This is a genomic window from Edwardsiella sp. A.80236, from assembly GCF_044540725.1.
In the GTDB taxonomy this organism is placed as follows: Bacteria; Pseudomonadota; Gammaproteobacteria; order Enterobacterales; family Enterobacteriaceae; genus Edwardsiella; species Edwardsiella tarda.
In genome coordinates this window covers 51,273-69,930 of record NZ_JBIUCY010000012.1, presented here as the reverse complement: position 1 = coordinate 69,930, position 18,658 = coordinate 51,273, and the positions used below count along the sequence as shown (strand labels likewise).

The window sequence follows — 18,658 nt, the reverse complement described above, 5'->3', positions numbered from 1 at the left end:
TCTCTGTGTTAGCCTTGTGCCTCACCGCCCAGCGCGGTGATCAGCTCGTCGATCAGTATCGCCAGTTCGCCGCTCATCAGGGTGAAGTCGGCATCGAAGCGGGCGGCATGATCGTCCCGATCGATATCCTCATTCTGATCGCGCAGGGTATCGGCGAACTTGAGGCGCTTGAGGGCGCCGTCGTCGGCCAGCACCAACTGGACACGTTCGCGCCAGTCCAGCGCCAGCTTGGTCACTAGCTTACCGGCTTCGATGTGGACGGCGATCTCGTCGCTGACCAGCTCCTGCTGTTTACAGCGGATCACGCCCCCCTCTTCCAGAATGGCCTTTAACTCGGCCTCATCTTGTAAGCTAAAGCCCGCCGGGGTATTCCCGCTGCGTACCCACTCCGTCAGGGTCAGCTCGATGGGATCCTCCAGCGTCAGGGGCACGACCGGCAGGGAGCCGAGGCTCTTACGCAGCAGCGCCAGCACGTCTTCCGCCCGCTTGGCGCTGGCGGCGTCCAGCATGATGCGCTGATTGAGCGTATCGATCCACAACCAGGTCTGATTGAAGCGGCTAAAGGCGCGCGGCAACAGGCTGTGCAACACCTCATCCTTAAGCGCATCCTTTTCGGTCTTCTTCAGCTTACGGTGTTGCTCCGCCTCCAGACGCTCGATCTTGGCTTGCAGCGCCTGCTTGAGGACGGGGGCCGGCAGGATCTTCTCTTCTTTACGGGCGCACAGCAGGATCTGACCGTTGGCGCAGTGGGTCAGGGCATCGCTGTCGCCACCGAGCGGGGGAACCCAGCCGGTGCGAGACATATCCTGGCTGCCACAGGGAGTAAATGCCATGGCGCTGAGTTGGGACTCCATCTCCTGCGCGACCAGCGGGGTTTCACGGTTCAGACGGTAAATCAACAGGTTCTTAAACCATAGCATGGGCATTTTTCCAGAATTTAGGGAGATAATAGCAGGCGTGATGATAGCGAATTCTCCCCGTTTCTTCACGGGAAAACTCCGCTACTATGACGGAGAGACGCGGTAAATGAGGAGCGACGGATGCGGATCGGCATTGATTTAGGTGGGACGAAGATTGAGGCACAGGCCCTGAGCGAGCAGGGAGAGACCCTGTTCCGGCGGCGCGTGGCGACGCCTCGCGACGATTATGCTGCCACGCTGGCGGCGATCGCGTCGCTGGTGGAGGAGGCCGAGCAGCAGTGCGGTCAACAGGGTACGGTCGGCGTCGGTATTCCCGGTACGCTCTCACCCTTCAGCGGCCGGGTGAAGAACGCCAACTCGACCTGGTTGAATGGGTCACGCTTGGATGCCGATCTCGCGCGCCGTATGGGGCGAGAGGTTCGTCTGGCTAACGACGCCAACTGTCTGGCGGTCTCCGAGGCGACGGATGGCGCGGCGGCTGGCGCTCGGGTGGTCTTCGCGGTGATTATCGGCACCGGTTGTGGTGCCGGCATCGCCCTAGAGGGCCGGGTGCATGCGGGCGGGAATGGCATCGCCGGCGAGTGGGGTCACAATCCGCTACCGTGGCTGGATGACGAGGAGCGCGCCATCGCCGCCGCCACCCCGTGCTATTGCGGGAAAGCGGGCTGCATCGAGACCTTCGTCTCCGGTAGCGCCTTCTGCGCCGATTACCGGCGTTTGGGCGGGGAGGCGCTCGATGGCGCGCAGATCATGGCGCGTGTCGCGGCGGGTGAGGCGTTGGCCCAGGCGACCATCGTCCGTTACGAGCGGCGTCTGGCTCGGGCGTTGGCGCAAATCATCAATATTCTCGACCCCGATGTGATCGTGCTGGGGGGCGGCATGAGCAATGTGACGCGCCTCTATCAGACCCTGCCCGATCTGATCACCCCCTGGGTTTTCGGCGGTGAGTGCCGTACCCCGATCCGCCAGGCACAGCATGGCGATGCCAGTGGCGTTCGCGGTGCGGCCTGGCTATGGCCGCTCTGAGCCGTCGGCCTGTTCGTGGGAGTCATGCGGCGTCGCTCGGTGGCGCCTAACACAGGAGAAGCGGATATGACATTACAGATCGAGATGTTGGCGGCGCGGCCGCTGTTCGCCTTGCGTTTAGTCGGGCCGTTGGAGCACACCCTGTCCGAGGGGTTTACGCGTTTAATGGCCTGGGCGGAGCGTCACCATCTGTCTGGGGAGTGGATGGCTATCTATTACGATAATCCCCAGCAGGTGGCGCCCGAGGCGTTGCGGGTGGATGTCGCCCTGGCGGCAGCGCCGGATGTGCCGTTGCCCGCCGATGCCGACGACGCCGGGGTCCGCCGCTTGACGCTGGCGGCGGGCCAGTATGCGTTGGCCGCGGTACAGGTCACTCAACATGACTTCGCCACCCCCTGGATGGCGTTGTTCGCCGAGCAACTGCCTGCCAGTGGCTATCGCCCGAGCGGGGGGCCCTGCTTCGAGCGTTACCTTAACGATGGCCGACTCACTGGCGAGTGGCAGTTGGAGTTGGGCGTACCGGTGGTAAAAGGGTGAATATGTGCGGATTTCGCCGAGCGGAGGGGGCGTCGACGGCGCGCCAATTGTACTTTGCGCCGAGACGCGCGAATATAAGTGAAATTTATCACAATTTATTGCAACTGAATGAAACCAACACAGCTCTGTTGCGGCGCGCTGGCGTTGCTGTTAGGGATCTGCCTACTGACCGCTCACCCCGCCTGGTATGGGTTGGCGCTGGTGAATCTGTTGACCTTCTCGCTGTATGGCGGCGACAAACTGGCGGCGCAGCGGCAGTGGAGGCGGATCCCCGAGCGTACCCTGCTGGGACTCGGCGTCGTGGGGGGCTGGCCCGGCGGATTGCTCGGCCAGTGGCTGTTTCGTCATAAGACGCGCAAGGCGGCATTCCGGAACGCCTTCATGCTGTCGGTGGTGGCCAACCTCCTGTTGTTGCTGGCGTTGTGGTATGGCCTGTATGGGCGTTGGTTGTTGTAGGGGGTGGGGGCCGAGGCCCCCACGCAGTGAACGCGCCAGCGGCCCCCGGCCTTAGTCGGCGGCGTCGCCCGCCACCCGGTAGCGACTGTCTAGGCGGCTGAAACCCAGCCCATTGATCTTCTTCACCCGGATCTGTAACGGGATACGCTCCTTCATCGCGTCGATATGGCTGATCACGCCGATGGTCTTACCGCTGGCGTTCAGGGTATCGAGGGCGTCCAGCGCGGTATCCAGCGTCTCGGCATCGAGCGTACCGAAGCCCTCGTCGAGGAATAGCGAGTCGATGCGGGTCTTGTGGCTGACCAGATCCGATAGCGCCAATGCCAACGCCAGGCTGACCAGGAAACTCTCCCCCCCGGAGAGGGTGCGCGTGTCGCGCCGCGCATCCGCCTGCCAGGTATCGACGACCTCCAGCTCCAGGGTGTCGCCTTCGCGCCGTTGCAGTTGATAGCGTCCATGCAGGCGCATCAGTTGCCGGTTGGCGAGATAGACCAGGTGATCCAGCGTCAGTCCTTGGGCGAACTTGCGGAACTTGTCACCGCTGCTGGAGCCGATCAACTGATTCAGATAGCCCCACTCTTGATACGCCCGCTCCCGTTGGCTGATCTCATCGAGCCAGCCTTGTAGGCTGAGGCGCCGTTGTTCATCGCTGTGCAGTTGTTGCTGTTGCTCACCCAGCGTGCGGCCAAGTTGGCGGAGGCGTTGGGCCAGATCGGCGCAGCGTTGGCTCAGATCGGGGTCGTCCTCGGTGACGCACAGCGCCGCCGGGCGGGTCGCCTCGCCGTCCTGCCAGGCCTGGCGTGCCGCCGCCAGTAACGCCGCACTCTGCTGACAGCGGCGTTGGCCGTCGTCGCGCAGGTCGCCGAGGCGCTGCGACTCCTCCTGGCTCAATCTGGCGGCGAGGAACGCCGCCTCATCGTCGAAGGGGGAGGCGGCGAGCGCCGTCAGCCACTGCTGCTGTGATGTCGCGAGGCGTTGCGTCAAGGTGTGGTGGTGGTGTTGGGCCGCCGCCAGCTCACCGCTGAGTCGCTCATGCTGTTGTTGCCAGCGTAGGCTGGCGTGCTGTGCTTCGCTGACGCGCTGTTCCCACGCGTGTTCCTGGCGTTGCAGTTCCGCTTGCACCTGAGCGACGGACTGGCCATCGAGCAGGGTTTGGCGTTGCGCCTGCTGTGACGCGTGTTGTGCGACTAACGCCTGATGCTCGCGCAGCAACACCTGGTGGCGCTGTTGCAGCTCGTCGAGTTGTTGTTGGCGTTGGCGCCACTGCTCGTCGCAGGTCAGGCGTTGTTGTTGCAGCTGTTGTTCGCGCGCCTCGCCTTGTTGCCAGCGCTGTCGCTCGGCCCGGCGCTCGGCCAGCCAGGCCTCGCTCTGCTGTGCCGTGGGCACCTCGAGATCGCATTCGTCCAGATCGGCGCTGATCTGTCGTTGCAGCGTCTCCAGTTGCTGCGCCAGCGTGCGTCGTTGCTGTGTGCTCTCTTGTTGCTGGCGGGTTAACGCCTGCTGCTGTTGGGCCAATAACCCTAATGCATGTTGTGCCTGAGCCACGTTTAGGCTTGCCTGAGTCAGACCATCGTGTGCCTGGCGAAGGCGTTGTTCGAGCGTCTCGCCTTGGTGTTGACGCTGATCCAGCTCACGTGCCTGAGCACTACATTGCTGTAGGTAGTCAGCGAGCGCCGTGGCCTCATCGAGAGGCAGCGTCACGGCGATCTCGGTGCAGTGCTGTTGCCAGCGCGCCCGGTGCTGCGTCAGGCGCAGTTCGAGCTGCTGGCGTTCGGCGCTCAGTTGGCTGTGTTGCGCGCTGATCTGGCGGTCGCGCTCGCTCAGCGCGCTCCCCTCTTGCCCGAGACGCTCGACCTCCTGGCTGAGGCGATCGCGCCGTTGTTGGCTCTCATCGAGCGAGGGGCGCGGAGCATCGCTCGCCAGGGGATGCTCGGTGGCACCGCACAGCGGACAGGGCTCTCCGTCGACCAGATGGGCACGCTCGGCCTCCAGCGTGATGAGGCGTTGTTGGAGCGCGATCTGTCGCTCCAGATCGAGCAGATGCTGGCGCTTTTCGCCGTAGTGACGCCGTTTCTCTGCCAACTGTTGCGCCAGCTGTTGCTGCTCCTGCTGCAGCGCCTCCAGGCGCGAGGTGAGTGTCGCGATTTGGGCGATCTCTTGCTGCGCCAGGGGCTGCAGGGCGATCAACTGCTGACGGGCATCATCCCCCCGTTGCAGGGCGGCTCGCTCGCTGGCCAGCCGGGCAGGCGGATAGCGCCGTTGCCAGGCCTGTAGCTCGGCCTCCAGCGCCTGGTGAGCCTGGCGTAGCTGCTGTTCGGCCTGCTGCTGGGTGTGCAGCGCCTGTTGCTGCGTGGCGTGTTGACGCTGGATCTCGCTCGCCTCCGCCGCCTGGCGGGCCTGGAGATCCGCGTATCGCTGTGCCTCGGCGCTCAGGGTGGCGCGCTGTTCAAACCACACCTGCCAGCGCGCGAGGCGCTCGCTCCATTGGGCATGTGTACTCGTCGCCGCCCGTTGCCGTTGCAGGGCATCATATTCGTGCTGTAACGCCTGGCGTTGTGCCGCGAGTTGCTGTTGCTGCTGGTGTAGACGCTGCTGTTGCTCGAGGCTCTCTTGGCACTGTTGCGCGCGTTGGCGCTCCGCCTCCTCCAGCTTTCCGAGCGCGTGATCGAGCGGCACGACCTGTTGGTTAATCAACGTCTGCGTCGCGTCGCGCCATTGGCGGAAGCGCTGCTGCTCGTCGAGTGCCTGCTGTAATGCCTGCTGCAGGGGGGCCTGCTGGCGGTGTAGTGCCGCGAGTTGGTCGGCCAGTTGCTGTTGATGCTCGACGGCTTGGCGCAGATCCTGTTCGGCCTGAGTCCACCCTTGGTAGTGCGGGTGTAGACGCAGCGCCGGTTCGGCTTGCGCGAGACGTGTCAGTTGCGGCTGGATCGATAGCCAATGCTGCTGTTCCTGTGCCGCTAACGCTTCGGCCTGGCTCAGCGCCTGCCGATGCTCTTGTTGGCGCCGTAACCAGGCCTGTTGCTGTTGCGCCTGCGCGAGCTGAGCGCCTAACTGCTGCTCCTGCTGTTGTCCCTGTTGCAGCTCGCCTTGCAGTGCGGCACGTTGCTCCTCGCTGAGCAACGCGACGCCGGCCACCCGCTCGCGCAGCGTTTCCAGTTCGAGCTTAGCCTGCTTAAAGTGTTCGAAGACGGCGCTGGAGAGTTGGCCGTAGATCTCGGTACCCGTCAGCTCCTCTAACAGCTCGGCACGTTTACCGGCATCGGCATTGAGAAAGGCGGCGAATTGCCCCTGGGACAGCATCATCGACTTGGTGAAGCGGCCAAAGTCGAGGCCGGTCAGTTCGGCGACGCGTTTTAGCTTGTCGTTGATCTTGTCACACAGGATGGTGCCATCATCGAGGCGAGCCAGCTCGGCACGGGGGGCCTGCAGCTTCCCATCCGGGCGCTGATTGGCGCGGCGCTGGCTCCAGAAGGCTCGGTAGCCGACCCCTTTGACTTCGAACTCGACCTCGGCCAGCGACTCGGCGGTGCCTCGGGTCATTAATTCATTCTGGCTGGCGGAGATGGTGTCCAGGCGTGGCGTCTGGTGATACAGCGCCAGGCAGATGGCGTCGAGTAGCGTCGTCTTCCCGGCACCGGTGGCGCCGGTGATGGCGAACAGTCCGCTGTCGCAGAATGGTGGGGCACTGAAGTCGATCTTCCATTCGCCGCGCAGCGAGTTGATGTTTTTAAAGCGTAGACTCAGGATCCTCATGCCGACGCCTCCCCAGGTTGGGCCAGTTCGATCTCGTGACACACCTGCTGAAACAGTTGCCGCGCGCGTGCCTGCTGTGTCGCATCGCCCTCTGACTCCAGCGCCAGGCGGCGATTAAAGACCTCGTCGGGCGTCAGTTCACTCAGGGTTTCACCCGCCTGCATGGTTAAGGCGCGTTGGCGCTGCTCTCGGCTGCGGCGTAGCAGCAGGATCTCCACCGGTAGGCTCGCCGCCTGCTGCTGCAAGGTGCGCTCGGCGTCGCTGAGCCAGCCGTCGCTATCGATCTCGATGTCTAGCCAGATCGGTTTCTCCGTCGCCTGGTCGCGTAATGCCTCCAGGGCGACGCCGATCTCGGCCAGATTCCCCTTCAGCAGGCGCATCGGTTGGCTCTGGGGAACCGCCAGAGGGGTGATTGCCTGTAATCCCTGGGCGTTCAGCTCAACCAGGCAGACACTCTTGGCGCTGCCCAACTCGTCGAAACTGAGCGGGATCGGCGAGCCGCTGTAGCGAATGTGCTCGGCGCGGCCGACACGCTGTGGCCGGTGGATATGCCCTAGGGCGATATAGTCGGCCGGCGGGAAGGCGCTGAGCGGCAAGGCATCCAGCGATCCGATGTAGATGTCGCGTACCGATTCGGAGCGAGTGGCGCCGATGGCGGTCAGATGACCGGTGGCGACGATCGGCAGATCCTGTCCCAGCGTCTGGCGTAGCGTCACGGCGCGTTGATACAGGTTCTGGTAGTGTTCGCTGATGGCGTGCTGTAACGCGAACTGTTTATCGTCTGCCGACTGACCGGCCTGGCTACGTAGCAGATCGCGCGGGCGGAGAAAAGGCACCGGACACAGGATGGCGCCGGGCGAGCCATCGCGCTGCGTGAGCAGCAGCGGCGCGTCGTCAGGCTGGGCATGGCTGATCACTTGGGTATGTAGGCAGGCCAACAGATCGCGCGACTCATTGAGGGTCGCCACGGAGTCGTGGTTACCGGCGAGGACGATCAGTTGGCAACCGCTCGCCTGGAGTGCCACCACGAAGCGGTTGTACAGCTCGCGGGCGTAGCTGGGGGGCGTGCCGGTATCAAACAGATCACCGGCGACGATGATGGCATCGACGCGATGCTGCTCGGCCTGTTGCTGCAGCCAGTCGAGAAATGCCCGGTGTTCATCGGCCCGGCTCTTGCCGTAGAAGTGCTGGCCAAGATGCCAGTCGGAAGTATGGAGTAGACGCATGGAGTCCCTTGGCAACGGGTGGCGTGCCCGCGTGGGCGGGCGGAAGCGATGGCGCTCAGTATACGCGGTGGGTATGGGGCGCGCCAAGGCACCCCTCGTCGAGGGCACACGGCATTACGCTTTTTTCATAAATCTGTCATAAAAATGACGCATAATTGCGGACGAATGACAATTACCTGGGAAGTCGATATGGCCAGACGCATTTTAGTCGTGGAAGATGAAACCCCCATCAGGGAAATGGTGAGTTTCGTTTTAGAGCAGAACGGCTATCAGCCGCTGGAAGCGGAGAGTTACGACGGTGCGTTGAGCCGGCTGTGCGAACCCTATCCCGACCTCATCCTGTTGGATTGGATGCTCCCGGGCGGCTCCGGCATTCAGTTGATTAAGCATCTGAAGCGTGAACCGGCCACGCGTGATATTCCGGTGATGATGCTGACGGCGCGCGGCGAGGAGGAGGATCGGGTGCGGGGCCTGGAGGTGGGGGCCGACGATTACATCATCAAACCGTTCTCGCCCAAGGAGCTGGTCGCGCGTATCAAGGCGGTGATGCGCCGCATCTCGCCGATGGCGCTGGAGGAGACCATCACCCTACAGGGGTTGAGCCTCGACCCGGTCTCGCATCGGGTGATGGCCGATGAGGCGCCGCTGGAGATGGGGCCGACCGAGTTCAAATTGTTGCACTTCTTTATGACACATCCCGAGCGCGTCTATAGCCGCGAGCAGTTGCTCAATCATGTCTGGGGCACTAACGTGTATGTAGAGGATCGTACCGTCGATGTCCATATTCGCCGCTTGCGTAAGGCGTTGGAGAGCAGCGGCCACGATCGCATGGTACAGACCGTGCGGGGCACTGGCTACCGCTTCTCCGCCCGTTTCTGATTGCCGCAGGCGATGGAGTCCTGACTGTGCTTGATAAACTATCCTGGAAGACGCTGCTCGCCGAGCTGCTCTTGTGCTGTGTGCCGGCCTTGTTGCTCGGTGCGCTGTTCGGTTACTGGTCCTGGTTCCTGCTGTTGGCGCTCTGCCTGTTGTGGCTGTGGCAGGGGTGGAACCAATTACGCCTCTCGCACTGGTTATGGGTGGATCGCAGCATGACCCCCCCGAGTGGACGCGGCAGCTGGGAGCCCTTGTTCTATGGGCTGTATCAGATGCAGCAGCGCAATCGACGGCGGCGTCGTGAGTTGACGCTGTTGATTAAACGCTTCCGTAGTGGGGCGGAGTCGCTGCCCGATGCCATCGTGATGCTGACCGATGAGGGCAATATCTTCTGGTGTAACCAACTGGCCCAACACCTACTCAGCTTTCGCTGGCCGGAGGACAACGGTCAGAATATCCGCAACCTGCTGCGTTATCCCGAGTTTAGCGCGTATCTGACCTCGGCCGACTATAGCCAGCCGTTGACGCTGCACCTAAATAGCGGACGCTACATGGAGTTTCGGCTGATGCCCTATAGCGAGGGGCAGCTGTTGATGATCGCGCGTGATGTGACGCAGACGCGTCAGCTGGAGGGCGCGCGGCGTAACTTCTTCGCCAACGTCAGCCATGAGTTACGTACACCGCTGACGGTGTTACAGGGCTATCTGGAGATGTTCGGTAGCGACGAGATGCCGGCGGCCCAGCGCGAGAAGGCGCTCGCCACCATGCAGGCGCAGACGCGGCGCATGGATGGTCTGGTACAGCAACTGCTGGTGTTGTCGCGTATCGAGGCGGCGCCGCACATCGACCTCAACGCGCTGGTGGATGTACCGGCGCGGCTCCATCTGCTGGAGCGCGAGGCGCACTCCCTCAGCGACGGTCGTCACACCCTGCGCTTTATCATCGACGAGACGCTACGGGTACGCGGCAACGAAGAGCAGCTCGGTAGCGCGGTCTCCAACTTGGTGTATAACGCGTTGAATCATACGCCGCCGGGCAGTGAGATCACGGTAAGTTGGCAGCGTACGCCGCAGGGCGCGCGCTTCACGGTCCGTGATAATGGCCCGGGGATCGCCAACGAGCACCTGAGCCGTCTGACCGAGCGCTTTTACCGTGTCGATCGTTCCCGCTCGAGCCGTACCGGCGGTAGCGGATTGGGGCTGGCGATCGTCAAGCACGCCTTGCAGCATCACGATGCACAGTTGGAGATCAGCAGCATCGTAGGCCAGGGGAGCTGTTTCGCCTTCACCCTGCCGAGCCATCTGGTGGTGAGCGCCGATCCGCGCTGATGCCGCAGGGCGAGGCCGGTTCATCCCTCTCTTGCTCTTGGCGGGCTCAGCGTCCGCCTCCCTTTCTGCCCGGCGGGGGGAGCGGCGCTGGCCGTCATCCGACTCGCTGGGCAATGGTGCACGCAGCGGCGGCGTCTAGGCGGGGGTTAACTCCTCGATGATCAGCCCCCAGCCTTCGACATCGCGCCAATAAGCTTGCTCCTTCTCCAGATCTAACTGCATCAGGCTGTTTTGTCGCAGATAATGGGCGGGGAAGCGCAGCACCCACTGGAGTCCACTGGTTTCTAATTGGAGAGTCTGGGGTGGTGTGGTGGCCTGACGCTGGTTATTGAGTAGGGTCGCGAGGCGGAGGATCTGGATCAGCGGCAGATACTGCTTCTTCTTGAACAGGGCGAAGCGTGGCAGATCCGCCAGACGCAATGCCTTGCGTTGGCAGCGAACCAGCGTCGCCAGCATCAACTGCTGCTCCTGAGTGAAACCGGGGAGGTTGGTGTATTGCAAGATATAGGCGGAGTGACGCTGCATGCCGCTGTGGTTGATGCTCAGGCCCACCTCATGCAGCGCGGCCGCCCAGTTGAGCAACGCCTCCAGCTGTGGATGGGCCAGGCGCGGGTTTTGCGCCATCCACTGCGCGTACAGTTGACGAACGCTGGCCTGGACGCGCTGCGCCTGTTCGCGATCGATGTTGTAGTGCTCCGCCAGGCTATGCGCGGTACGGCTCCGGATATCCTGGTGGCGGAAGCGCCCCTCCATCTCATACAACACCCCTTCGCGCAGTGCGCCGTCAGACAGGCGCAACTGTTTGATCGCCAAGGCATCGAACACGCCGCAGAGGATGGCGAGGCCGGGGACGAAGACCTGGCGCCGCTCCTCGGAGAGGCCGGGTAGGCGCAGCGCATCGACCCGTGGGTAGCGCAGCACCTCGTCGCACAACATCGCCAACCGCGCCGGGGTGATTAACCCATCCTTCTCGCCCATCGCCACCAGCACCTCATAGGCCGCCTTGATCGAACCGGAGGCACCCAACGCGGCATTCCACCCCTGAATGCGATACTGCCAGGCCATATTCTCCAGCTTCTGCGCCGCCGCCAGACGGGCACGCTGGAAGTTGGCGGGGGTAATCACCCCACCGGCGAAGAACTGTTGGGCGAAGCTGACGCAGCCCATACGCCGGCTCTCGACCAGCAGCGGATCAAAGTCTTCGCCGATCACCATCTCCGTCGACCCCCCGCCGATGTCGATGACCAGCTTGCGGCCCTTCTCCGGCTGCGTGTGGGCGACGCCCATAAAGATCAGGCGCGCCTCCTCATGGCCGGAGATGATCTCGATGGGGTAGGGGATCACCTTGGCGGCGCGTTTAAGAAACTCTTGGGCGTTATCCGCCTGCCGCAGGGCATGGGTACCGACGATGCAGACGTTCTCCGCCGGGAAGCCCTGTAGGCGTTCGGCGAACAGCGCCAGGCAGGCCAAGCCGCGTGCCATCGACTCCTCACTCAGTCGCTGCTGATCATCCAAGCCATCGGCGAGGTGGACGCGCTGCTTGAGCCGTCCCAGGATTTGTAGCGCGCCGTTGACGACGCGGGCGATCACCATGTGAAAGCTGTTAGAGCCGAGATCGACGGCGGCGATCTCCTGCGGACGGGGCGAAGAGGGAATCAGCGGCATAGGCGGCAGTCCGGTTTAGTCATGAGTTGGGGCAGCAAGGAGTGCCTGCGCCCGTTGAGCGTCGGCGGATTCCAGCGCCCGGATGTAGTCGTAGATCGCCAGTTGCGAACGCACCTTGCGGCGATTGCCGCGCGGCACCCGGCGGTTACTGAGTTCGCGATCGAGGTAGCGCGCCTTGACCGTATCGCTGAATTGCAGCTCCAGCAGTTCCAGCACCCGTTGCCGCAGCTGTGGATCGAGTAGGCGTACCCCCACCTCGATGCGGTAATCGATGTTGCGCGTCATCCAGTCGGCGGAAGAGAGGAAGACCTGCGGATCGCCGTGGTTGTCGAAGACATAGACCCGCGCATGCTCCAGGAAGCGATCCACGATGCTGATGGCGCTGATGTTGTCGCTCACGCCAGGGATCCCCGGCACCAGCGAGCACATGCCGCGCACCAGCAGACGGATCTTGACTCCGGCGCTGGAGGCGGCGTACAGGCGATCGACCAGCCCCTTGTCCACCAGGTTGTTGACCTTCAAGGTGATGCCGGCGCCCAGCCCGGCCTGGGCATGGGTGATCTCCTGATCGATGAGCTGATACAGCATGCGACGGGAGTTCTGCGGCGACACCATCAGATACTCGAAGTTGACCGGACGATAGGGGTTTTCGATGAAGTTGAACACCCGGCGTACCTCGTTGGTGATGCGCGCGTCGGCGGTGAGCAGCGAATAGTCGGTGTAGAGGCGTGCCGTCTTTTCGTTGAAGTTGCCGGTGCCGATATGGGCATAGCGCACGATGTCATCGCCCTCGCGGCGTGAGATCAAGAATAGCTTGGCGTGGATCTTCAACCCCGGCGCCGAGAAGATCACATGCACCCCGGCCTCCGTGAGCCGCTTGGCCCAGTGGATGTTGGCCTCCTCGTCGAAGCGTGCCTGCAACTCGACCACCACGGTAACCTTCTTACCGTTGTGGGCGGCGTGGATCATCGATTCGATGATGCGTGAGTTCTTGGCCACCCGGTAGATGTTGATCTTGATCGCCAACACACTGGGGTCGAAAGAGGCCTGGCGCAACAGCTCTAGCACATGTTCGAAGGTGTGATAGGGGTAATAGAGCAACACGTCGTGATCGCGGATGGCGTCGAAACCGTTGCGGAAGCGATCGAACCATACGTGACGCAGGCGTGGCAGCGGGCGATTGAGCAGATTGGCCTTACCGACATTGGGGAACTTGATGAAATCTTTAAAGTTATGGTAGCGCCCCCCGGCAATCAGCGAGTCGTAGGAGGAGATGCCCAGCTTGCGGGTCAGCAGCGCGACTAATTCGTCGGGCATATCGCGCTGGTAGACGAAGCGTACCGGCTCGGCGGTGAGACGCTGCTTGAGGCTGGAGGACATCAGCTCCATCAGGCTGGACTCCATCTCCGTCACCAGATCGTATTCGGCGTCGCGGGTCATCTTCATCGAGTAGGCGTTGAGGGTATGGTAGTCGAAGAAGCCCTTGAAGATGTCATCCAGGCAGTAGCGTAGGATGTTGTCCACCAGGATCATCGGCTTGCGACGGCGTGGCGTCTCCGGCGGTAGCGTGATAAAGCGCTCGACCTTGTCCGAGGGGATCTCCAGCAACGCGTAGCGGGTCTGTTGACCGTTGATGATTTCGACCGCCAGGTAGGTGTAATCATCCTTGAGGAAGGAGACCAGGTCGGTCTCCTCATCGAGCATGATCGGCGTGATATGCTGGCGTAGATGGTTACGATAGTACTGGCGTAGCCACACCTGTTGATTTTCCGAGAGTTGGCGCTCGTTGATCAGGAAGATCTGATTGCGTGCCATCTCTAACAACAGATCGTTGTAGAGCGAGTCGAATTCCTGGTCGGCCTTTAGCACCTTGGCCTGGATCTGCTGGAGGAGGTGGCGTGAATTGCCATTATCGGTGCCTTGCTCCTCACTGATCAGAATACGGCGTTTCAGCTCGGCGAAGCGTACCTTGTAAAACTCATCCAGGTTACTGGAGTAGATGCCGAGGAAGCGCATGCGCTCGATCAGCGGATTACTCTTGTCGGCGGCCTCCTGCAATACGCGCTCATTGAAGGATAACCAGCTGAGTTCTTTGTCGATGTAGCGCTTTTCCTGCCCCATGATGACTCCAGTAGCCAAGCAAAAACAATCCGCCCCGGTGTTGTCCTGACCGGAGTGGCCCGCCGACGACGGGCCATGATGCGGACTATTATGGCGAGTCTCAGGGGAGAAAGTCCAACCGGCGCGTTAGACGCCCGACGTCTCGCCGCCGTTGGCGCGGTACATGGCCATGTAACGGTGTTGGAACATACACATGCGAATGGCGTTGCGATACTCGCCATTGATGAAAAACTCGTGGACCAGCTCACCCTCGATCTCGAAGCCCAGCTTGCTGTAGATATGGATCGCCTTGTGGTTCTCCTTATCGACCAAGAGATAGAGCTTATACAGGTTTAGCACCGCGAAGGCGTGCTCCATCGCCAGCAGCGCGGCCTTACTGGCGTAGCCTCGGCCCTGATGGGCGGGATCGATGATGATCTGGAATTCGGCGCGGCGATGAATGTGGTCGATCTCCACCAGCTCGACCAGCCCGATCTTGTTGCCATCCTGCTCGACCACGAAGCGGCGTTCGCTCTGGTCGTGGATATGCTTATCGTACAGTTCGGCCAGCTCGACGAAGGCGATATACGGCTCTTCGAACCAATAACGCATCACGCTGGCGTTGTTATCGAGCTGATGGACAAAGGGCAGGTCTTCCCGTTCCAGGGGATGGAGCCTGACGTGGCTGGTGCTGGACATGATCGTTCCTCTCGTCACAGATGGTGGGCGGCCGGCGGGCCGCCGAGTAGGAGCGATAGTATAACTGTTGTTTATCGATTACAGCAGGGGGCTAGTCGTCGGCGTAGCCTTGCGGCGGTAACGGGCGACCGTCTAGCCAGGCTTGTGGCGCGTGGTATTGCAGGCGGCCTTGGCAAAACCAGGCGACGACCAGCGGATAGATGGCATGCTCTTGCACCTGCACTCGGGCGGCGATCTCCTCGACGCTGTCGTCGGGGAAGATCGGCACCCGTGCCTGGAGCACCACCGGGCCGCCGTCTAGCGTCTCGCTGACGAAGTGCACCGAGGCGCCATGCTCACGATCCCCCGCCGCCAGGGCGCGGCGGTGGGTGTCTAGGCCAGGATAATGCGGCAGTAGCGAGGGGTGAATGTTGAGCATCCGCCCGTGGAAGCGGCGGACAAAGTCGGGCGACAAGATGCGCATATAGCCGGCCAGTACCAGCAGATCGGGCTGGTAGGCGGCGATACGCTCCGCCAGCGCGGCGTCGAAGGCCTGACGGTCAGGATAATCCGTGGGCACCAACGCGTGGGCATCGATGCCCGCCTGACGCGCGCGCGTCAGGCCGTAAGCATCGGCGCGGTTGCTGAAGACGGCGACGATCTGCCCCGGGATGCGTCCCGCCTGACAGGCCGCAATCAAGGCCTGAAGATTACTGCCCTGGCCGGAGATGAGGACGAGGATACGTTTCATCGCCTTCCCCTTAACGCAAGATCTCGACCTGCGGCTCGTCGCCCTGTGCCTCGGCGATGTGACCCAACAGCCAGGCCTGCTCGCCCTGTTGCGTCAGGCGCAGCAAGGCGCTCTCCACTTCCTCCTGTGGCAGCGCGATCACCATGCCGACGCCACAGTTAAAGGTGCGGTACATCTCGTGGCGGCTGACATTACCCGTCTGTTGCAGCCAGTCAAAGATCGCCGGCCATTGCCAGCTGTTCTCGTCGATCACCGCCTTGCTGCCGGCAGGCAGTACGCGGGGAATATTTTCCCAGAAGCCGCCGCCGGTCAGGTGGGCCAGGGCGTGCACGTGATGGTGGGCGATCAGATCCAGACAGGCGGCGACGTAGATCTTAGTCGGCGCGAGCAGATGGTCGGCCAGCGCACGCCCCGCCAACTCGGTGTGACGCGGGTCGCAACCGCTAACCTGCAAGATCTTGCGGATCAAGGAGTAGCCATTGGAGTGGGGGCCGCTGGCCGCCAGGGCGATCAGGGCGTCGCCGGGGCGTACTTGGCTGCCGTCGATGATCTCTGACTTCTCGACGACCCCGACGCAGAAACCGGCGACGTCATAATCTTCGCCGTGGTACATCCCAGGCATCTCGGCGGTTTCTCCCCCGACCAGCGCACAGCCAGCCTGCTTACACCCCGTGGCGATCCCGCTGATCACGCTGGCGGCGGTATCGACATCCAGCTTGCCGGTGGCGTAGTAGTCGAGGAAGAACAGCGGCTCGGCGCCCTGAACCACCAGATCGTTGACGCACATCGCCACCAGATCGATGCCGATGGTGTCATGGCGTTGCAGATCCATCGCCAGGCGCAGCTTGGTGCCGACGCCATCGGTGCCGGAGACCAGTACCGGCTCGCGGTATTTCTGCGGCAACGCACACAACGCGCCAAAGCCACCGAGTCCTCCCATCACCTCGGGACGGCGAGTCTCCTTGACGACTCCCTTAATCCGGTCGACCAAGGCATTGCCCGCATCGATGTCTACTCCGGCGTCTTTGTAACTGAGCGTGGTTTTGTCGGTCACTGCGTAAATCCCCATGGCGGTTAGGCGTGGTCCGCCGGGCGTGTCTGGACGCTGGCGAACCCTGCGGAAAATGTCAGGCGGCGCAATTCTAGCAGTCAAAGCAATCGTTTGCTATCCCCTTATCGCCGACGTGAACGTTTTCGTCGTGCTAGATAGAGAGTGTTCCTTCATTGACGAAGATCATAATTTTTCCTCTGGCATCCCGGCGAAAAGGCGGTATAATCTCGCGATTTTTTTGGGCGCAGAACAGCTACATGGGAGAAAAAAAATGAAGATCGTTGAAGTGAAACACCCGCTTGTGAAACACAAACTGGGTTTGATGCGTGAAAATGACATCAGCACCAAACGATTCCGCGAACTGGCCTCGGAAGTGGGCAGTTTGCTGACCTATGAAGCGACCGCAGACCTCGAAACAGAAAAAGTAACCATTGATGGTTGGTGCGGCCCGGTCGAAGTTGAACAGATTAAAGGGAAAAAGATCACCGTGGTGCCGATCCTGCGCGCAGGGTTGGGCATGATGGAAGGGGTACTGGAGCATGTGCCGAGCGCCCGTATCAGCGTGGTCGGTATTTACCGTAACGAAGAGACGCTGGAGCCGGTGCCGTACTTCCAGAAACTGGTATCGAATATCGATGAGCGTATGGCGCTGGTGGTCGATCCGATGCTGGCGACGGGGGGGTCGATGATCGCCACCATCGATCTGCTGAAGAACGCCGGTTGCCGTGCGATCAAGGTGTTGGTGCTGGTCGCCGCACCGGAAGGCATCGCCGCGCTGGAGCAGGCGCATCCGGATGTCGAGCTGTATACCGCCTCCATCGATCAGGGGTTGAACGATAAAGGCTACATTATCCCGGGGTTGGGCGACGCCGGCGATAAGATATTTGGTACCAAATGACCCGTGAGCCGACTCGTTAGTCGGCTTTTTTTTGGCGTGGCGGCGCTTCACCGCCATGCCTTGCCAGAGTATAACACCCTTCAACGTTATTAGAGGAAACTGACATGACCCGTCGCGTCATCGGTGTCAGCGAGCGCCCGCCGCTGCTGCAAACGATTCCGCTGAGCTTCCAGCATCTGTTCGCCATGTTTGGCGCCACCGTGCTGGTGCCTATCCTGTTTAAGATCAACCCGGCGACGGTATTACTGTTTAATGGTATCGGCACCCTGCTGTACCTCTTCATCTGTAAGGGGAAGATCCCCGCTTATCTCGGTTCCAGCTTCGCCTTTATTTCGCCGGTGATGCTGCTGTTGCCGTTGGGCTATGAGTTGGCCTTGGGCGGCTTCATTATCTGCGGTGCCCTGTTCTGCCTGGTGGCGTTAATCGTCAAGAAGGCGGGGACGGGGTGGTTGAATGTGATCTTCCCACCGGCGGCGATGGGGGCCATCGTGGCGGTGATCGGTCTGGAGCTGGCCGGTGTCGCGGCCAACATGGCCGGTCTGTTGCCCGCCGACGGTAGCCATGCCGATACGACGACCATCACCATTTCGATGGTGACCCTGGCGGTGACGGTCCTCGGTTCGGTGCTGTTCCGGGGCTTCCTGGCCATCATCCCGATCCTGATCGGGGTGCTGGTCGGTTATGCGCTCTCTTTCTACCTGGGCGTCGTCGATATTACGCCGATCAAAGAGGCGCACTGGTTTGCCCTGCCGACCTTCTATACGCCGCGCTTCGAGTGGTTCGCCATTCTCACCATCCTGCCGGCTGCGCTGGTGGTGATCGCCGAGCATGTCGGTCATCTGGTGGTGACCGCCAACATTGTGAAGAAAGATCTGATGCGCGATCCGGGACTGCATCGTTCCATGTTCGCCAACGGCTTCTCCACCATGATCTCCGGCTTCTTCGGGTCGACGCCGAACACCACCTACGGCGAGAATATCGGTGTGCTGGCGATCACCAAGGTCTACAGCACCTGGGTCATCGGTGGGGCGGCGATCTTGGCGATCCTGCTCTCCTGCGTCGGTAAGTTGGCGGCGGCGATCCAGGTGATCCCGGTGCCGGTAATGGGCGGGGTCTCGCTGTTACTGTACGGGGTGATCGGGGCTTCCGGTATCCGCGTGTTGATCGACTCCAAGGTGGACTACAACAAGGCGCAAAATCTGATCTTGACCTCGGTGATCCTGATCATCGGTGTCAGCGGCGCGAAGGTACACATCGGCGCCGCCGAGCTGAAGGGGATGGCGCTGGCCACCATCGTCGGGATCGGCATGAGCCTGCTGTTCAAGCTGTTTAGCCTGCTGCGTAAGGAAGAAGAGATCATCGAACTGCCCGAGGATATCTGATCGTTGGAATG

At 61.8% G+C, this 18,658-nt stretch carries 15 protein-coding genes; 7 read left to right on the top strand and 8 right to left on the bottom strand.

All coding sequences use genetic code 11. From position 1 onward, the window contains the following. Window positions 1-8 precede the first annotated feature (8 nt). On the bottom strand, window positions 9-920 hold the full coding sequence (gene rdgC / locus ACEQFP_RS11490; RefSeq protein WP_035600282.1) for a recombination-associated protein RdgC: 912 nt from the start codon (window positions 918-920) through the stop codon (window positions 9-11). A gap of 120 nt (window positions 921-1,040) precedes the next feature. On the opposite strand from rdgC, the gene mak reads away from it, so the two are divergent. The 3 genes from mak to ACEQFP_RS11475 all read left to right on the top strand — a co-directional run bounded on the left by mak (window position 1,041) and on the right by ACEQFP_RS11475 (window position 2,939). Continuing rightward, window positions 1,041-1,946 (top strand): fructokinase, encoded by a 906-nt coding sequence (gene mak, locus ACEQFP_RS11485; protein WP_370546893.1) that lies wholly within the window; start codon window positions 1,041-1,043, stop codon window positions 1,944-1,946. Window positions 1,947-2,012: 66 nt separating this feature from the next. Continuing rightward, a complete protein-coding gene (locus ACEQFP_RS11480; RefSeq protein ID WP_005283729.1) occupies window positions 2,013-2,483 on the top strand; it encodes a GyrI-like domain-containing protein in 471 nt (156 codons plus the stop codon). A gap of 108 nt (window positions 2,484-2,591) precedes the next feature. Beyond that, entirely contained in the window at window positions 2,592-2,939 is a 348-nt protein-coding gene (locus ACEQFP_RS11475) for a DUF1294 domain-containing protein (RefSeq protein ID WP_370546892.1), read from the top strand. A 51-nt stretch (window positions 2,940-2,990) separates the two neighbouring features. On the opposite strand, the gene ACEQFP_RS11470 is transcribed toward ACEQFP_RS11475, so the two are convergent. Both ACEQFP_RS11470 and sbcD read right to left on the bottom strand, forming a co-directional pair. Continuing rightward, complete coding sequence (locus ACEQFP_RS11470; RefSeq protein ID WP_370546891.1) at window positions 2,991-6,692, bottom strand: SbcC/MukB-like Walker B domain-containing protein; 3,702 nt, start codon at window positions 6,690-6,692, stop codon at window positions 2,991-2,993. Then, the gene (gene sbcD, locus ACEQFP_RS11465; RefSeq protein WP_370546890.1) at window positions 6,689-7,918 is read right to left on the bottom strand and encodes an exonuclease subunit SbcD; all 1,230 of its coding nucleotides are present in this window, start codon (window positions 7,916-7,918) and stop codon (window positions 6,689-6,691) included. Before sbcD ends, ACEQFP_RS11470 begins: the two co-directional genes overlap by 4 nt. Before the next feature lie 189 nt (window positions 7,919-8,107). On the opposite strand from sbcD, the gene phoB reads away from it, so the two are divergent. Both phoB and phoR read left to right on the top strand, forming a co-directional pair. Further along, the gene (gene phoB, locus ACEQFP_RS11460) at window positions 8,108-8,797 is read left to right on the top strand and encodes a phosphate response regulator transcription factor PhoB (protein ID WP_005296578.1); all 690 of its coding nucleotides are present in this window, start codon (window positions 8,108-8,110) and stop codon (window positions 8,795-8,797) included. Between the two features lie 26 nt (window positions 8,798-8,823). Continuing rightward, window positions 8,824-10,122, top strand: coding sequence for a phosphate regulon sensor histidine kinase PhoR (gene phoR, locus ACEQFP_RS11455; protein WP_068869897.1), 1,299 nt, complete (start codon window positions 8,824-8,826; stop codon window positions 10,120-10,122). A gap of 135 nt (window positions 10,123-10,257) precedes the next feature. Here the strand turns inward: phoR and ppx are convergent, their stop codons facing one another. The 5 genes from ppx to purM form a co-directional block, all read right to left on the bottom strand. After that, window positions 10,258-11,787: an exopolyphosphatase gene (gene ppx / locus ACEQFP_RS11450; protein ID WP_035596685.1), complete on the bottom strand. Its 1,530-nt coding sequence runs from the start codon at window positions 11,785-11,787 to the stop codon at window positions 10,258-10,260. A 15-nt stretch (window positions 11,788-11,802) separates the two neighbouring features. After that, window positions 11,803-13,908 carry a polyphosphate kinase 1 gene (gene ppk1, locus ACEQFP_RS11445; protein ID WP_005283754.1) on the bottom strand — a complete coding sequence of 702 codons (2,106 nt, stop codon included), beginning with the start codon at window positions 13,906-13,908 and terminating at the stop codon, window positions 11,803-11,805. Between the two features lie 126 nt (window positions 13,909-14,034). Next, window positions 14,035-14,586: a spermidine N1-acetyltransferase gene (speG, locus tag ACEQFP_RS11440; protein ID WP_005283759.1), complete on the bottom strand. Its 552-nt coding sequence runs from the start codon at window positions 14,584-14,586 to the stop codon at window positions 14,035-14,037. A gap of 91 nt (window positions 14,587-14,677) precedes the next feature. Next, on the bottom strand, window positions 14,678-15,316 hold the full coding sequence (gene purN, locus ACEQFP_RS11435; protein WP_370546889.1) for a phosphoribosylglycinamide formyltransferase: 639 nt from the start codon (window positions 15,314-15,316) through the stop codon (window positions 14,678-14,680). A 10-nt stretch (window positions 15,317-15,326) separates the two neighbouring features. Then, window positions 15,327-16,370 carry a phosphoribosylformylglycinamidine cyclo-ligase gene (gene purM, locus ACEQFP_RS11430; RefSeq protein ID WP_097364039.1) on the bottom strand — a complete coding sequence of 348 codons (1,044 nt, stop codon included), beginning with the start codon at window positions 16,368-16,370 and terminating at the stop codon, window positions 15,327-15,329. 268 nt (window positions 16,371-16,638) lie between these two features. Between purM and upp the strand changes: the two genes are divergently transcribed. Together upp and uraA are read left to right on the top strand one after the other, a co-directional pair. Further along, window positions 16,639-17,265, top strand: a complete 627-nt coding sequence (upp, locus tag ACEQFP_RS11425; protein WP_005296572.1) for a uracil phosphoribosyltransferase — start codon at window positions 16,639-16,641, stop codon at window positions 17,263-17,265. Window positions 17,266-17,369: 104 nt separating this feature from the next. After that, on the top strand, window positions 17,370-18,647 hold the full coding sequence (gene uraA / locus ACEQFP_RS11420) for a uracil permease (protein WP_005283772.1): 1,278 nt from the start codon (window positions 17,370-17,372) through the stop codon (window positions 18,645-18,647). Window positions 18,648-18,658 lie beyond the last annotated feature (11 nt).

Bases quoted from the DNA above. Each gene is read 5' to 3' on its own strand.
- phoB (WP_005296578.1), top strand. From the start codon at position 8,108: ATGGCCAGACGCATTTTAGTCGTGGAAGATGAAACCCCCATCAGGGAA.
- upp (WP_005296572.1), top strand. From the start codon at position 16,639: ATGAAGATCGTTGAAGTGAAACACCCGCTTGTGAAACACAAACTGGGT.
- ACEQFP_RS11470 (WP_370546891.1), bottom strand. From the start codon at position 6,692: ATGAGGATCCTGAGTCTACGCTTTAAAAACATCAACTCGCTGCGCGGC.
- sbcD (WP_370546890.1), bottom strand. From the start codon at position 7,918: ATGCGTCTACTCCATACTTCCGACTGGCATCTTGGCCAGCACTTCTAC.
- mak (WP_370546893.1), top strand. From the start codon at position 1,041: ATGCGGATCGGCATTGATTTAGGTGGGACGAAGATTGAGGCACAGGCC.
- ACEQFP_RS11480 (WP_005283729.1), top strand. From the start codon at position 2,013: ATGACATTACAGATCGAGATGTTGGCGGCGCGGCCGCTGTTCGCCTTG.
- speG (WP_005283759.1), bottom strand. From the start codon at position 14,586: ATGTCCAGCACCAGCCACGTCAGGCTCCATCCCCTGGAACGGGAAGAC.
- purN (WP_370546889.1), bottom strand. From the start codon at position 15,316: ATGAAACGTATCCTCGTCCTCATCTCCGGCCAGGGCAGTAATCTTCAG.
- ppx (WP_035596685.1), bottom strand. From the start codon at position 11,787: ATGCCGCTGATTCCCTCTTCGCCCCGTCCGCAGGAGATCGCCGCCGTC.
- rdgC (WP_035600282.1), bottom strand. From the start codon at position 920: ATGCTATGGTTTAAGAACCTGTTGATTTACCGTCTGAACCGTGAAACC.
- ACEQFP_RS11475 (WP_370546892.1), top strand. From the start codon at position 2,592: ATGAAACCAACACAGCTCTGTTGCGGCGCGCTGGCGTTGCTGTTAGGG.
- uraA (WP_005283772.1), top strand. From the start codon at position 17,370: ATGACCCGTCGCGTCATCGGTGTCAGCGAGCGCCCGCCGCTGCTGCAA.
- ppk1 (WP_005283754.1), bottom strand. From the start codon at position 13,908: ATGGGGCAGGAAAAGCGCTACATCGACAAAGAACTCAGCTGGTTATCC.